Origin of the sequence: Algoriphagus boritolerans DSM 17298 = JCM 18970 (genome assembly GCF_900108085.1) — a bacterium.
Lineage (GTDB): Bacteria > Bacteroidota > Bacteroidia > Cytophagales > Cyclobacteriaceae > Algoriphagus > Algoriphagus boritolerans.
Map to the genome: position 1 here is coordinate 1 of NZ_FNVR01000049.1, position 15539 is coordinate 15539.

12 protein-coding genes and 1 pseudogene are annotated in these 15539 nt (G+C 42.9%); 5 read left to right on the forward strand and 8 right to left on the reverse strand.

Annotation, left to right across the window (positions count from 1 at the left end):
• Together C4S61_RS22530 and C4S61_RS20935 are read right to left on the reverse strand one after the other, a co-directional pair.
• On the reverse strand, nucleotides 1–2888 hold a 2888-nt coding region (locus C4S61_RS22530), incomplete at its 3' end, for a YDG domain-containing protein (RefSeq protein WP_262495041.1).
• Nucleotides 2889–3891: 1003 nt separating this feature from the next.
• A complete protein-coding gene (locus C4S61_RS20935) occupies nucleotides 3892–5667 on the reverse strand; it encodes a tetratricopeptide repeat protein (RefSeq protein WP_146064470.1) in 1776 nt (591 codons plus the stop codon).
• 341 nt (nucleotides 5668–6008) lie between these two features.
• Between C4S61_RS20935 and C4S61_RS20940 the strand changes: the two genes are divergently transcribed.
• Genes C4S61_RS20940 through C4S61_RS20950 form a run of 3 tightly spaced genes read left to right on the forward strand, consistent with a single transcriptional unit; the run spans nucleotide 6009 to nucleotide 7331 of the window.
• Nucleotides 6009–6704 (forward strand): HAD family hydrolase, encoded by a 696-nt coding sequence (locus tag C4S61_RS20940; RefSeq protein ID WP_103926735.1) that lies wholly within the window; start codon nucleotides 6009–6011, stop codon nucleotides 6702–6704.
• A gap of 55 nt (nucleotides 6705–6759) precedes the next feature.
• Nucleotides 6760–6981 carry a hypothetical protein gene (locus C4S61_RS20945; RefSeq protein ID WP_103926736.1) on the forward strand — a complete coding sequence of 74 codons (222 nt, stop codon included), beginning with the start codon at nucleotides 6760–6762 and terminating at the stop codon, nucleotides 6979–6981.
• A gap of 2 nt (nucleotides 6982–6983) precedes the next feature.
• The gene (locus tag C4S61_RS20950; protein ID WP_103926737.1) at nucleotides 6984–7331 is read left to right on the forward strand and encodes a type II toxin-antitoxin system PemK/MazF family toxin; all 348 of its coding nucleotides are present in this window, start codon (nucleotides 6984–6986) and stop codon (nucleotides 7329–7331) included.
• A gap of 24 nt (nucleotides 7332–7355) precedes the next feature.
• Here C4S61_RS20950 and C4S61_RS20955 read toward each other — a convergent pair whose 3' ends face one another.
• The 6 genes and pseudogenes from C4S61_RS20955 to C4S61_RS20980 form a co-directional block, all read right to left on the reverse strand.
• Nucleotides 7356–8993, reverse strand: a complete 1638-nt coding sequence (locus C4S61_RS20955; RefSeq protein WP_103926738.1) for an FAD-dependent oxidoreductase — start codon at nucleotides 8991–8993, stop codon at nucleotides 7356–7358.
• A 108-nt stretch (nucleotides 8994–9101) separates the two neighbouring features.
• Nucleotides 9102–9497 carry a helix-turn-helix domain-containing protein gene (locus C4S61_RS20960; RefSeq protein ID WP_103926739.1) on the reverse strand — a complete coding sequence of 132 codons (396 nt, stop codon included), beginning with the start codon at nucleotides 9495–9497 and terminating at the stop codon, nucleotides 9102–9104.
• A pseudogene (locus C4S61_RS20965) lies at nucleotides 9487–9746 on the reverse strand (type II toxin-antitoxin system HigB family toxin). Before C4S61_RS20965 ends, C4S61_RS20960 begins: the two are co-directional and overlap by 11 nt.
• A gap of 18 nt (nucleotides 9747–9764) precedes the next feature.
• Nucleotides 9765–10748 carry a DUF6807 domain-containing protein gene (locus C4S61_RS20970; RefSeq protein WP_103926744.1) on the reverse strand — a complete coding sequence of 328 codons (984 nt, stop codon included), beginning with the start codon at nucleotides 10746–10748 and terminating at the stop codon, nucleotides 9765–9767.
• A gap of 104 nt (nucleotides 10749–10852) precedes the next feature.
• On the reverse strand, nucleotides 10853–12214 hold the full coding sequence (locus C4S61_RS20975) for a Gfo/Idh/MocA family protein (protein ID WP_103926740.1): 1362 nt from the start codon (nucleotides 12212–12214) through the stop codon (nucleotides 10853–10855).
• A gap of 373 nt (nucleotides 12215–12587) precedes the next feature.
• On the reverse strand, nucleotides 12588–13469 hold the full coding sequence (locus tag C4S61_RS20980; RefSeq protein ID WP_200820630.1) for a sugar phosphate isomerase/epimerase family protein: 882 nt from the start codon (nucleotides 13467–13469) through the stop codon (nucleotides 12588–12590).
• A 348-nt stretch (nucleotides 13470–13817) separates the two neighbouring features.
• Here C4S61_RS20980 and C4S61_RS20985 point away from each other — a divergent pair, with 348 nt between their 5' ends.
• Together C4S61_RS20985 and C4S61_RS22440 are read left to right on the forward strand one after the other, a co-directional pair.
• Nucleotides 13818–14186 (forward strand): single-stranded DNA-binding protein, encoded by a 369-nt coding sequence (locus tag C4S61_RS20985; RefSeq protein ID WP_103926741.1) that lies wholly within the window; start codon nucleotides 13818–13820, stop codon nucleotides 14184–14186.
• 574 nt (nucleotides 14187–14760) lie between these two features.
• A complete protein-coding gene (locus C4S61_RS22440; RefSeq protein ID WP_235010144.1) occupies nucleotides 14761–14946 on the forward strand; it encodes a hypothetical protein in 186 nt (61 codons plus the stop codon).
• Nucleotides 14947–15539 lie beyond the last annotated feature (593 nt).

Here is a 15539-nt window from a genome sequence, read left to right on the forward strand (position 1 = left end):
TAGTTCGGGTTAGCAATGGAAACATCCGCGGTCACTGTCCGTAAACCAGCATTTGCTTCTGAAAAGGCTGCGTTCGTTACCGTTACGAATACTTCATCTCCTTCGATCACATCACCTGCAGGAACACTTCCCGTAGCTACTGCATCGGAATTGCCGTCATAGGTCTTATCCTGAGCAACTATGGAAGCGGTGATTTCTTTTGGATTAACTGTCAATATCGCAGGCTCAGATATTACCTCTTGGCCATTCGTATCAGTAACTCTGACGCGATACTTAATACCAGTTTGTGATACAATTGGAGTATTATATTCTAATGTTGCAGATGTAACCCCGGAATACCCACCAACACCCCCGCCATCAGCAAGAATATCAATAAAACCATCACCCGAATCTTCTTGCCATTGATAAGAAAGCCCTGTACCGGTAGCCTCTACGCTAAAAGAAAGAACTTCTCCATAGATAATTTCCAATTCGGCTGGCTGCTTGGTTATCGAAATAGGATCTTCAACTGTGATGCTTACTTCTTTAAAGGCAGAATTAAAGTTGGCTGTCTCAGCAGCATCTACTCGTAAGGTGCGCGTTCCCGCATCCAAAACCGTACCCTCAGCCGGACTGTAGGTCAAAGCTCCATCTCCTGTAATCAAGGTTGCATTCAACTGTTCAGCACTAAGTGCAGTACCGGAAAAAATATTTGTAGGGTTGGCCCACGTGATTACCTGTTCAGCCTTGTTTACCGTCAAAGTAGCAGCTGAAGAAGTAGCTGAAAGACAAAAACCATTCACAATAACGCGATACTGATAACCATTCATTAATACGCTTGGCTCCTTTATTTCCAAAGTAGCACGATTATTATCTGTATCCTCATACATGCCGGTCAAGTTAATAGGATCAAACGAACCATCATTATTCGTATCAACTTGCCATTGATAGGAAAGAGCTTTCCTGCGAATAAGATCTAGATTAAAAATACCATCACTAGAAATTTCAGGTTCATCAGAAAGAGGTCCGCCGGGAATAGCTTCAACACTAAAAGAAGCATTTTCTCCAAAAGAAATTTCTAGGGAGGCTGGATCTTCATTTATTACAGGTGCAGTAGAAGGAATAATTTCTCCTGTAGTAGATGTAGCGTTAGAACCACAAGCGTTTGTAGCCGTTACCGAAACTGTCCCAACTCCAGAACCAATTGCTATAGTCGCTGATGGGGTCGAACCACCAGCAGTAACCGCCCATCCTTCTCCAGTTACAGACCATTCATAAGAAGTAGCATCATTAACAGGAGCGATGCTGTATAAATTATCCGTCGAACCTGCACATTCTTTTTCAGGACGAGTGATTACCCCTAGTTCTCCTGAAACTTCAGTACTAGTGGTAATTGTAATTAATCCATTGTTTGTACCTGACCCAGTTTGAAATGACGCCCGTTCGGCGATGCTATTGGTAAAACTACCAGCCCCATAACCGCCAGACTCACTGGCTCCACCATTTCCACCGCTGTAGCCGCCACCACCACCGCCGCCGCCTCGATTACCCGAACCACCGGCACCAAAACCGGCACCACCCAGAATACCTCCTTCACAAGCTAAGGAAACTCCACCATCGGCTCCTTCATCAAGACCCTTACCACCACCACAACCAACAGATCTACTCGTACTGTTAAATTGTCCATCGCCCAAAATACCACCGCCACCGCCTGCAGTATTAATAAATTCTAAAGATCCAGCTTTTCCACCTAAAGTATTCCCACCTGTATTGGCACCGTTTGTTTCTTGAATTGCGGGAAATCCATTAATCCTTGTTGCAAATGATCCGTTCCACACAGTAGCTGCACCGCCGCCGCCGCCGGCAACCACCAATGCCTCCCATTCGGTAGAACCTGGTGCCTGATATAAAATGGCTGAGCCACCACCACCGCCATGTCCTAAATATCTAGTTTCACCAAAGAGATTTGGTGGTAAGTTATCGGTTAGGACAATATCATTAGGCGTTTGACCAACAATTAGTCTAAGAATTCCACCCTCCTTTAGGGCTTGCTCACAACTAGCATCAACCGGAAACTGTGCACTGATCCTTCCGCCAAGCCCTCCAGTTGAAATCAAAGAAGCAGCGTCTAACGATCCGAAACGTTTAAACAGAAAATTACCTCCTCTTGCACCCTGAACATCGAGGATAATAGAAGTAATATCTGCGGGTATAGTATAATCTTGGAATCCGGGAGTACCAGATGTGAGACTGGCAGGTAAAAACGGTAACGAGCTATCTTCTTCAACCGTGATTGTTACTTCCTTAAAGGCTGCATTGAAGTTGGCTGTAGCAGCAGCATCTACTCGTAAAATGCTCTGTCCGACATTTAATATCGTACCTTCACCTGGATTGTAAGTCAATGCCCCGTCCCCTTGAGTCAGCGTTGCATTCAACTGTTCAGAACCCAGTGCAGTACCGAAGGTGATGTTCGAAGGGTTAGCCCAAGAAATAGTTTGACTGGCTTTATTTACAGTTAAAGTAGCCACACCATCAGAAATCACTTCCGTGCCACATCCTTTAATTACAATACGATATTTCCTTCCCGATAAACTAACACTAGGATTTGTTAATGTGAGCGTTTCTGAATTTACTCCAGAATATACTCCTCCGTTTGAAAGATTAATCCACGAACCATTATTCAATTCCTGCCATTGAGCCGCTGCAACGCTACCACTTCCAGTAACTGTAAATTGAGCATTTTCTCCGAATGTTATTGTTGCACTTACGGGTTGGTTAGTTATAGTTGGCGCAAAACATGGGCTACCACTTATCTCACAACCAAAATATGATCTGGTTTCAGTAAATTCACATTGAGCGAACGACACCTGGGTTATAAGGCACAAAAAAAAGAGTAAAATTGCTTTCATATAGTTATAATTTTTGGGTTAAGGTTTACTGGTGTTCTCTGATTACTGATCATCCTCCGAATGGGTGATCTAGTTGTTCTGGTTGAATTCATGTTTTTGGTTTTAATTGTTGAAAAATATCTCGAGCTATTGGTCTATAATTATCGTATCTCTAATGCTTCTTTATTTTTTGTATAAACCCACATATGCCATTTTCTACCTTCGCCCTTTATTCTTGAATACCAAGATGGAGCGTATTAAAATTTTTCATCTGAAAGAATAAAACTTGCGTTTCGCTCCGTCATCTGATGCTTGGCCCCGATATCGCTTCAATTCGCCTTTCGAAAATGAAATACACAATTAGAATGAGGAGCAGGACGACAACTACTCCTATGACCAGTGACCAATCTATTTTCCTCATCCTCGGTTTTCATTGGGAAAATTATCATTGAGCGAAGAAATAAGTAATCCAAGGAGGAACAAGGTTTTTAAGGCGACAAAAAACGGACAAGTGTATTTGAAAAGCTTAAAAGTACCGGACAAAGACCGGACAGACTGGAATTAAAAAGTTTATATTCAATGACTTATAAATTAAAAAAGCTTTGCGATCCTTCCCAAACCCCTTCGAGCCTTAGTTGCAAAACCTATACTTTTCACCGCAAAGTCGCAGGGAACGCAAAGAATAAGAACAAATGACCTAAAGGCAGGTAGGCAGGAAAATTTAGAGAATTTGTTTTTTTTAGGCATCCAATCTTTGAATCACCACTAAAGTGATACCTTTTGAGAGAGCGAATAGATAAAGCTTCACTTTACGCTTCTTCACAAACTTCGTGGCCAAAAATCAAAAAGCTTTAGCTTTCTCTGTGAACTTAAATAAGGATTCCAGTTAGAGATGAGATTGAACTTCCATTTACGAACCAAATTTACTCCCTCTCTTTTGCTATTTTTCTCTGTGGTAAAAAAAAGCCGAAGGTAAAAGGTAAGATTTAAGTTCAATTTTAAAGAGAAAGCCCCTTTACAAGCATCAAATCCCCGCAATGTATTCATCGAGGTTGGTAACCGGATCGAGTTGCAGTCTGTGACGCAGACGTTGCCGTGCTTTGTGCACACTATCCACCGAAATACCGAGCATGGCAGCCATCTGTTTGCTGCTCAATTCCAAACGCGTTAGAGCCGCAATCCGCTGTTCGGCTACCGTTATATCAACCGAATTTTTCTTGAGCTTTTGAAAAAAGACAGGATAGATCTTATCAAAAAGTAATTTGAATCTCAACCAATCATCCTCAGTAAGGATAGTTTGCTGACTTAATTCAGCTATAATCTGTTGCTGTTCAGCAGATGCAACAGTACCATTCAGCTGTTCTTCTAGCTTTTCAATGAGGCTGGTTTTCTCAATAACGTGAGCGGTAAAACTATTTATTTGTTCTTTAGCTGATTGAATTTCCTGTTCCAACAGCACCTTTTCACTTTCAGCTTTTTCAAATGCCAGTTTATTTTTCAAACGACCTCTGTTTACGATCAAAAAAACGATCAGAGAAAAAAGGATAATAGCGGCCATTAAACAATTTCTAATGAAGAGCTCCTTTTGCTTTTGATTATTAATTTTTTGAATTCTGTAGACACTTTCTTCGCTTTTTAATCTGGCATTGGAAATTTCAAGGCTGCTAGTTGCTATTTCTTTTTCCAACGAATCATTTATAGCTATAAAGCGGTCATTGAAATAAAAGGCGCTATCAGAATCACCCAGCGCCCTATATACTTGACTGAGAGTAAAATAAGTATCACGCAGGTATCGACGGCTAGGCCATAGGCTTAATAGGCGAAGGGCTTCTTTTGAATTACCCAAAGCGGACGCTTTATTTCCTAAAGCAAGATTTGCTTTGGCCATCCATTGTAGTGCATTGGCTGCCTCATTGTAGGCACTGTCATACATGCTGTATTCGTAATCGGTTTTGAACAGCGTTAAGGCCGAATCGTAATTACTTTTCGCAAAGATGATTCTACCGATGTCTCCCGAGACCATTCCTGCCGAAACCGAATCCATATTATCAGTTGCCAAACGAAATGCCTGCTGCAGATAAAAAAGAGCAGAATCATACTCATCCTTATAATAAAAGCTGCTGCCTATTGTATTGAATGCCTTTACATTGTATTGAAAAGGTTTCTCATAATCCCATTCATCATTTGGTGTATCCCAAGCAGCTATTCCTTTTTTCGCATACGTAATCGACTCATCATATTCCCGTACCTGACGCAATAGCTCTGCGAGTTCAATGTAAACAGGGGGTTCGACTGGATAATTGATCTTTTCGAACAGATCCACTCCATTTTTAGAGTACATCACCGCCCAGGCTGTTTCCCCAAAAGAAAGAATCCGACGTGACGAGTAAAAATTCACCCACCCAATTACTTTTTCACTTTCAGTTTGGTAGGCTGCATCGAGGGCATTGGCGTACAGTTCCATCAACTGCTCCTTGATCGGAATTAATGCCTCAGATCGGCGATCCTTGTACTTGTCATATCCCGCAAACTTTGAGTAAATAACGGCTGCCTTGACCATATAAAAATAGGTTCTGAAATAATTTCCCTTTGCCTTCTTTGAAGTTTCAAGAGAATCCAAAAAAGCAAACACACGGAGACTATCCACCTCAATCAGTTGCTCCGCCAAACTACCCAAGCTGTTCACTTCAGTCAACTGACTTTTACTTAACTCGACTGCCCACTTATCAGGATTAAGTCCTAGTTTTTCGGGTTCTTGTGCTATTGCAGAAAAACTAAATACTTCGAATAATAAAATCAAAAAATAGATTAGGGCGTATTGTATCCTGGGCTTTTTCATCGGCACTGAAAACATAAAAAAGAAATAAAGCCTAAATATAACGTTTTCATCTCACTAGTTGGTTACAAGCTAAAAAACATGAAAATTGTATTAATCAATGAATAATTAGACCAAACCAGATATATGCGCAAGTCATTATCGAATTATTAATACGATTTCAACAAAAAACCCAACATTGTATCCAATTGTTTAATTTAATTGAAAAAAGCCTTTTACTGTTCTTTGATTCTTAAACTTGGGGTTTTTCCAAAAAAACAAATACATTCCACAATACCGAGGGTCATGGAGTTGACAAAAAAACTATGAATATCAAAGTAATTGCCTTCGATGCTGACGACACGCTCTGGGTAAATGAACCCTTTTTTCGCGAAGCGGAAGAAAAGTTTGCGAGCTTGCTGGAGGATTTTATGCCGCAGCATGCCATTATGAAAGAGCTGTATCGTACTGAGATTGAGAATCTGGGAATTTACGGATACGGGATCAAGGGCTTCATGCTTTCGATGATTGAAACCGCCATGCGGATATCTGATCAGAAAATGCCCATTCGGATCATTGAAAAAATCATAACAATCGGTCAGGAAATGCTCGAAAAGCCTGTTGAGCTTTTGCCTGGAGTGGAAGAAGTCCTGAAATCACTCAACGGAGATTATCGCATCGTAATGGCAACAAAAGGTGATTTGGTAGATCAGGAGCGTAAACTCAAAAAATCAGGACTGGAGAAGCATTTTCACCATATTGAGATTATGAGCGAAAAGCGGGTGACGGATTACGAAAAACTGATCCGTCATTTAGATATTCACCCATCGGAATTTCTGATGTTGGGTAATAGCTTAAAATCAGACATTCTTCCCGTCCTCGAACTCGGAGGTTATGGCATTCACATCCCCTTTCACATCACTTGGGCTCATGAAGTGGTAGACCATGAGGTAGAACATGAGCGGTTTTTTAAATTAGAGCATATTGGAGAAGCAGCGGAATTGATTCGTAAAATTGGATAATCGAACCTATCTAGATTTTATTACCTTTATTTAATAAAAAAAAACACTCTTCCAGATGACTGTCAAGCAAATACATAAAATAAAAGGTGATCAACTCATCATTGATTTGCCAGAAAGCCTCAGATCTTCCGGAAAAGAGGTTTTGGTGACTATTGAGGATACAACAACCATCCACGAAAAAAAAATAGCGTTGATGAAAAAAGCCGCTAAAGATCCAATTTTTCTAAAGGATCTTGAGGAAATCAAATCTGATTTCGAGAGTATCGATTTCGAATAAAAATGACTTTTAAAAAATGGTCCATTTATCTTGCAAACTTAGACCCTGTTGTTGGATCGGAACAAGGTAAAACTAGACCTGTTCTAATCATAAGTCAGGACTTTTTTAACGAACTACTAAACGTGGTAAACGTCATACCACTCACCACCCAGAAAAAAGGTAGATTAATTTACCCCAATGAAGTCTTGGTGAAAAGTGAATTTTCCAGACTTCCAAATACCTCTATTGCGTTGGTTCATCAAATTAGAACTATTGACAAAAAGAGGTTAATAAAAGAATTGGGTCGACTCAACTCAGAGCAGGTAAAAGATAATATCCAAGACGCCTTTCGTTTTCAATTTGGCCTTTAGGAGCCTTATATTTTTCAGTAAACATCAATTCTCCAACACCTGCTTTTCTTCCAAAAGCACTTCCCTCAACTTTTCGTAGTCCAAATCTTGAACGGCTTGATTCCCATCAATCACTAATGAAGCAGCTGCGGCAGCGCTTTGACCCAAAATCATAAATACCGGCTCCATCCGGATCGAGCCAAAGGCTGTATGTGAACTGGACACACAAACCGGAACCAAAAGATTGCTGCATTCTTCTTTCTTTGGAACCAAAGTCCCATAGGAAATCGAATACGGCTGCTTGGGATGCACGCCGATGTCTCCTTCATTTTGAACAAAACCACCTAGGGTTACAAATCGCTGGGTATTGTGTGAATCCAAAGAATACGAACCCATTCCCACGGGTTGCGGAACTTCTTTTGCGCCAAGCACATCGTGCTCGGTCATCACATAGGATCCGATCATCCGTCGCGCTTCCCGAACGTAGATTTGATGCGGCCAATTGTCATTATCGGTGAATTCATCTTTTGCCAAGCCATAATGTGCCATTTCTTCCCTTACATCCTCCGGAACATTTGGATCATTTGAAAGAAAGTACATCAGCCCCTTTTGGTAGTCTTCATGTTCTTTGATGATTTCCTTGCGGCGCTCGTAACTTGCCTCCGGGTAATCATAGTTTTTGCCGATGTAATCCGTGCTAAAGGGACCATGGTTATTGGTATCAGTCTTTAGGTTTGGAATCGGATCATATTTTTCAAACGTCTCCTTCCAACCAGCCGCATACACGCGAGCGAGGAGTTCATATCGTGCAGGATCATAGTTATCAGGCTTCGCAAAAGGAACCCGATTGTCGGGATTTCGGCTCAATGCCATGCGAAAATTATAGGCCTGAAGCCTGGAATCCCCATCCCCGTTTTTACCGGGAAGCTCTGAAGAAATCTCCGGCAAAAGGCCACTTGAAGGATCTCCCGGAATCTTGTATGCACTGATCGAATCCCTGAAGTAATGCCGATGCTGGTACACCCCAACCTGCACTCCATTCCAAGTTTCGCCATAGACTGAATTGGCCTCACGACCGACGTGATAGCTCACCCCCACAGAAGCCATCAGATCTCCTTCGTATGTTGCGTCGATAAAGACTTTACCTCGATAAGTCTTTCCTGAAAGTGTACGAATTGAAACGATTTTACCATTTTCCATTGTCACGCCAGACTCTCGGTCCAGCCATTCGTCCCGATGGATCTCGAGCTGATTTTCCCGGACAAAATCCTCAAAGACCCGCTCGGCGGCATGAGGCTCAAAAATCCACATGGTCCGGTTTTCCCCATCTATCGCTGGAGTTCCCTGACCCTTATTCCCATATTCTTCCCGCTTCTGCCATTTCCAAGCGGAGTCTTGCTGGTAATGCAGGTAAAGACGATGGTAAAATTCCCTCGCCAAGCCTCCGATTACAGCTTTGTTGCCCGTATCCGTAAAACCCAAACCACCGGAAGATAGGCCACCCAGGTGTATGTCGGGAGAAACTACAATCACGGTTTTTCCCATTTTCTTCGCCTGAACCGCGGCGGTGATTCCCGCAGAGGTGCCTCCATAGATGATGATATCGGCTTGGAGGTCAGTTTCACTCTCCGATGAGCAGGATAAAATGAAGAGGCTGAAGAAAAGAGCAAGAATAGTGCGCATGGAAGAGAGATTGGGTATTGAGTTATTTGTTCTGATGCCTGGTGTCTAAAATATTGAATGTAAAATGTGAGTGATGACACTCACATTGACAGCAGAAAAACTCATAATTTAAAAGAGCTTATAAGGACGATTGAAGGCTTCTTGTCTCACTTTGAAATACCCGGAAAGCTTCCTGATTACCTCTTTGGATAAGCCTTTTTTATAATTCAAAATATCAGAAACATAGCCCTTGCTGATACCTAAAATAGTTGTTAAATCCTTCGCTTTCAATTTGCTTTCCTCCATAAAGGAGCGAAGCAAACTAATGGGATCAATTTCCTGAAAAGTATTTCGGTCCTCTTCATATTTCTCAATTAAAAGAGTAAGCAAGTCAATTTCATCCTGTACCTGATCGTTTTCAGGCTCGCTAAGTAAGTTTTCAAGTTGAGTACAATATTCCTTGTACTGATCCGAATTCTTAATTACAGTGTATTTAATCGAAGTAGTTTCCATTTCAATAGTCATTAATTGTATACTGTCCTCCCTGATTGCAAATCTTGTCGTACTCTGCATGTGTTCCTATCCAACAAACAAATAAGTGAACTTGCTGTGTTCCGAAGACATATTTGCAAATCAATCTAAAATTATTCCACCTATATCGAATATCACCCGATTACTACTAAGCCCTAAAAAATCGGCAGAATTAAAGGTTTTCTTAATATCATTTGGGTTATTCCAATCGGAAAACTTTAGCTTATTTACCCATTCATCCAAGGTTCTTATATCTTGTGTCTATTTTTTCTCAAAATTCTCCGACTCCTGATTCAAAACCTCATCTGTCAATGCACTCCCTGAATTCACCACAATCCGATATCGGAACGTAACCGATTCTCCATCCGCCAATTTGAAATTCAATTCCTCTTTGCCTCCACTCATGGCTTTTTGGCCCAAGGTATTTGCGGCAAAAAGCCCATAGCCTCTGGCATGCCAATAAGTCGGATAGCCTGGATTTTTCGGATGATCCAGGATGGCCAGGGAAACTTTTTCCCCGTTGATTTCTCCTGTCAGATTGACCCATTTTCCACGGGTTCCCCAGACATCGTCTCCTTCGATTCCCTCGCTGCTTCGGTACATTCCGGTGACTCCGTCGTTATTCAAAGTAGGAACTGCCGTAGCTATTCCGCTGGCATCCGTGAAAATCTCCGGTTTGTCAGACGGATGTTCCAATTCCCGAGCCACTCGAATTCCCAGCATTCCTTCTTTGTTGTCTGTAAAAGAAACAGCTTGTCCGTGAGCTTTGAGCGTGGTGATACGATCTATTACATTTTTTTCTCCGGATGAAGAAAAAATAAATCGCGTTGTTTCTTTCAGTAAAATCCGACCATCAGGACCAACCCAATCGGCAGCCACTTCCAGTTCAGCTCCTTCCCTACTCTCACGGGTACTTAGGATTTCGGTATGAATGATCGTACCGTACCCGCTTTTTTTATCCTCGGGAATTGCATCCGAATTGTTCCAAAAATCCAAGCCATTGACATCGCCATAATTGAACCAAATCCCTATATGATGCGGGTGATCCACGCGCTCTCCCGGTCGAGGGGCCAATGGAAAACCTCGCGTCAAATCATTTCCTTGGGAAGATTTGATGGGATAAAGGACTGGCTTGGCAATCGTCTCAGGATATAGGTAAGCAGTGAATAGCTTACCATCGACTAAAACTTCCACCTTTTTCTCGGCATCATTCCGGACCAAAGTCACTGAATTACTTTGCTCCATTGTCTCCTCTGAATCTGCTTCCCTTCCTCCGGTGCATGCTCCTGAAATAAAGACTAAACCGGCCCAAAGACCGGTTTTAAGTTGACTGTTCATAATGGACTAGCTTAATATTGAAATACTTTACCGCCTGCCAGTACTTCCTGTTTTTCCTCATCGAAGGTCACAAACTGGCCGGTTCGCAAGGCAGCAGTAGTCATGATATTGGCAATGGAATGGTTATATCCAGCCATCACATCAGCATTTGGCTTTTTGCGGGTACGGACACACTCCATCCAATTGCGCATGTGGGCTGAGGTCATGTCATCAGCGCCGGTATTGGCACCGGTTTCCACTTTGACTGCTTCACCCAACGCCATTTCAGGAAGTAAATTTTCCTTCATTCCCATCCCTCTGGCTTGATTCTCACGAAGCCCTCCATTGGGAGAAATTCGGTTGGTATCCAGGTTGAGTTCTCCGGCATTTGAAAAATAAATTTCCTTGGTACCTCCTGCCGAATTGGTAAATCGGGAAGAATAAATCACCTGGAAGCCCTTATTTGGGTCATTGAGCGGACCATAATCAAAGACTGCCGTCATGGTGTCGAAATTCTCCCGACCGTCCTTCCAAAGATAAATTCCCCCATTGGCGGCTACGCTTCTGGGATGTGGCAAATCTGTAAACCAGTGAACGGTATCGATCTGATGTGCCATCCATTGTCCCGGAATACCGGAGGAATACGGCCAAAAGAGTCGGAATTCAAGGTACTTTCGTGGATCCCATTCCGTCTTGGGGCGGTTCATCTGATAGCGATCCCAATCCGTGTCCTCTTTTCTAATCTGACTGACTAAGTCTGGTCTTCGCCATCTGCCCGGCTGATTCACATTCCAGGTCATCTCCACGGCTACGATATCTCCAAATTTCCCCGCTTTGATAAAGTCATGCGCCTGATGATAATTAATCCCGCTACGGCGTTGCGAACCTACCTGCACGATTTTTCCGGTACGGAGTACTGCTTCTTTGGCGGCCCGGTTGTCTGCCATCGTTTCGGCAAAAGGCTTTTCCACATAGACATCTCTTCCTGCCTCCACCGCTTCTTTGCAATGAAGGGCATGCTGGAAATCTGCTGTACTGATGATCACTGCATCCACGTCTTTTCGGTCATAGAGTTCCTCATTGTTGCGACAGGCAGCGATGTCCACTCCAGCTTTGTCTTTGACAAAGGCCAGGCATTCATCCCGTCTTCTATTCCATATATCCGAAACGGCTGTAAACTGAAAATTCATTTCTTTGGCATGAATCTGCATGGCAGGCACTAAGGCTCCCCGACAGCGGTCTGAAAAGCCGACAATACCTACGTTGACCCGATCATTTGCACCGATTATCCGGCTGTAACTTTTAGGAGAAAAGGCCATCGCACCAATGCTGAGGCCGGCAGTGGTGAGGGCAGACTTTTTGAGAAATTCTCTTCTCGATTGTTCGTTGTTCATTGTATTTTGGGGTTATTGTTTTATTTGTCCGATGTCCGATGTAGGATGACCGATGTTCGGGATTTGATAGTTGATATTTGAACTTCGGCCATATGTAAATTCGAAATTCTACCAGTAGCCATATTTCATTAAGTTTCACCTCGACTTCGCTCGGTGTCCGTTAGTTTTTTTTGGGAAGGGAGGAATATGCGGCTGCGACGCATATTCCTCCCTTCCCTTTAATACACTAAAATCCGGTGGCCGGTCCCGATAAATATCGGGATGAGACCATTTTAACCTACTGACAACGTATCGTACATACATATTCAGCGTTTTATAAATCTCAGCTGATTTACTTTTTCACTTATTTTATTAAAACTTAATAACTAACTTCCTACTTCGCGTCCTGATTCACCAATTCATTAAAAAGAGAAAGTTGCTCTTTTAATGCCGCGATTCTGTCTGACGGCTGTGTTCGGGCCTCAAGGAGAATCCAACCTTCGTAATTCATCTCAGAAAAAAGCCTGAAAAGCTCGGGATAAGGATAATCACCCACATTAAATTCCCGAACGTGAACGGTGTCACCAAACCATTTTTTCACACTGTGAAAATTGGCTTCCAAGCCCGGGGGTAGTAGATCCTCGGCATTGCAGTTCCAGCAGATTTTGACATTGGGTTCAGTGACCTGATCAAAAATCGCCTTCATCACAGGAAGCTCTTGTGTCAGATGCCCATGCACTTCCACCCGGATCAACTGATTGTAGTCCTGTGCAAATTTTCCGACTTCATTGAATGATGCCGCGATCTGCGCGATAGTCTTCTCCTTGGAAACTCCCTCAGGAAGGGTATTGGGTTTTACTTTCAAACCTGTGGCACCGATATCATAGCAAAGCTTGACGTAAGCTTTGGTACCCTCGATATTTTCCCGAAGTTTGATAGGATCGGGACTGTGATATTCATAATTGCTACCATAACCAAGGCAAGTCACCGGACTGTCGGCAAAGCGTTGTTTGACTTCTGCGCGTTGCAAAGCACTGAGATTGGTTTCGACTGCGTGAGCATGCTGAGTTCTAAGCTCCACCCCTAAAACGCCTGTTTTTTCACAATTGGCAATCAACGTGGGCAGATCCCAATCTTTGCCCCATTCGTAAGTCACTAGACCAAACTTCATTGCTTCTCGGATAGGAGTGGCAAAAGCAGGGACATAAGGAAGCGCTACTACACCCACTCCTGCTGCGATTGATTTTTGAAGAAAGCTTCTTCGGGACAAATCCATTTTTATCATACCTAATTATACCAATAAAAATGCGTAGCACTATCCCGATTGGGGTTTAATCTTCGGAATCGATTGAGGAAAACTTGAATTAATTGGATGCGCTTGAACGTGTCAAATTTTCAAAAGACATATTTTTTAAATCCAGCGGATAAAAATTTCAAATTAAAAATTGAGTCAAAATCGCCCTTTTTGAGCCAAAAAACCATATTATCCGACAACAAACGACTACAATCGAATACAAACGACTAACTACCGACTACTTTTTGGGCAAGCTCCCAACTTTGGACCATCAGTAATTGGCTAGCATAAATTGTTAATCAAATCTTTCACATTAAACATTTTAAAATCATGAACACGCTAAGAAACAAAGTTCAGCTCATCGGTCACTTGGGTGCCAAAGTAGAATTGAAAACCCTCGAGTCAGGCAAAGTCGTAGGTCACGTGACCATCGCCACCAATGAAACCTACAAAAACCAAAACGGGGAAAAGGTCACCGAAACGACCTGGCACAACCTGTCCATCTGGGGCAAGCAGGCGGAAATCCTGGAAAAGTACACCGACAAGGGTTCGGAAGTCGGTATCGAGGGCAAACTCAGTAATCGTACCTACACCGACAAGAATGGGGAGAAGCGCTATTTCACCGAGGTAATAGTATCTGACTTTCTATTGATGGGTACGCCAAAGTCAAAGAAAGCTGAGGCGGATCTGCCCTTTTAATCGCAATCAGTAGCCTTGTCTAAAAACAAAGCCTGTTGGGTCCTGATCGAACGGGCTTTGTTGTTTTGGTTTGACAATGAAATATTAGACCTGCGTAGGAATTTTGCTACAGCCCAATATCTCAAGTGATCTCCGTGTGAAATTGGCTAAAGCCGCATTCCTAATCATAGGATTCAATTCGAACCCATGAAGTGCCTCCTGCTTTAGCTGGAGGCTGGTAATTATGCAGCAGCCTTTCCGGGCTTTAGCCCAATCCTTCCATTAGCATTTGGGAAATGGAATTACAAATTCTGAAAAAACCTATTCGACACCCTTCGGGGTCGTGGGGATCATCGCACCATTTGTTTTCCACGGGTTCCACCCGCGGCTATTGAGAGGTTTGACCCCATTCGGGGTCGTGATTCTGGCGATTTGGAAGTAATTGAAATTTGGAATCAGAAAAGATTGGAGAAAAAAATGACGATCCTGAAAGGATCGAACTTCTGAATAGCCCTAGGTGAAACCTAGGGAAATGATGGTCAAGATGGTGGAATACAACCCCAAAGGGGGTTGAACTATGGAGAAATCAAGAAATATGTTAGACACCCTTCGGGGTCGTGGGGATCGTCGCACCATTTGTTTTCCACGGGTTCCACCCGCGGCTATTGAGAAGTTTGACCCCATTCGGGGTCGGGATTCTGGCGATTTGGAAGTAATTGAAATTTGGAATCAGAAAAGATTGGAGAAAAAAATGACGATCCTGAAAGGATCGAACTTCTGAATAGCCCTAGGTGAAACCTAGGGAAATGACGGTCAAGATGGTGGAATACAACCCCAAAGGGGGTTGAACTATGGAGAAATCAAGAAATATGTTAGACACCCTTCGGGGTCGTCGGGATCGTCGCACCATTTGTTTTCCACAGGTTCCACCCGTGGCTATTGAGAAGTTTGACCCCGGTCGGGGTCGTGATTCTGGCGATTTGGAAGTAATTGAAATTTGGAATCAGAAAAGATTGGAGAAAAAAATAACGATCCTGAAAGGATCGAACTTCTGAATAGCCCTAGGTGAAACCTAGGGAAATGAAGGTCAGGATGGTGGGAGACAACCCCGAAGGGTGTTGAACTTAAGGGAAATGGAATTACTCCCGACAGCTGTACGGGATCCAAAAAATAGAAAGGTGTAGATGCAATCTACGCTTAGCGTCCACTGAACCTCCAAGCAGCAAGACAATAGACTACAGCGAGGTGGGAAATAGTTCGACCCCGTTAGGGTCGTTGGGATCGTGTCGTTTTCTTCTTTTCCACGGGTTTCACCCGCGGCTATTCAAAGGTTTGACCCCTTATCAGGGGTCGGGATTTAAATCATAAATAATT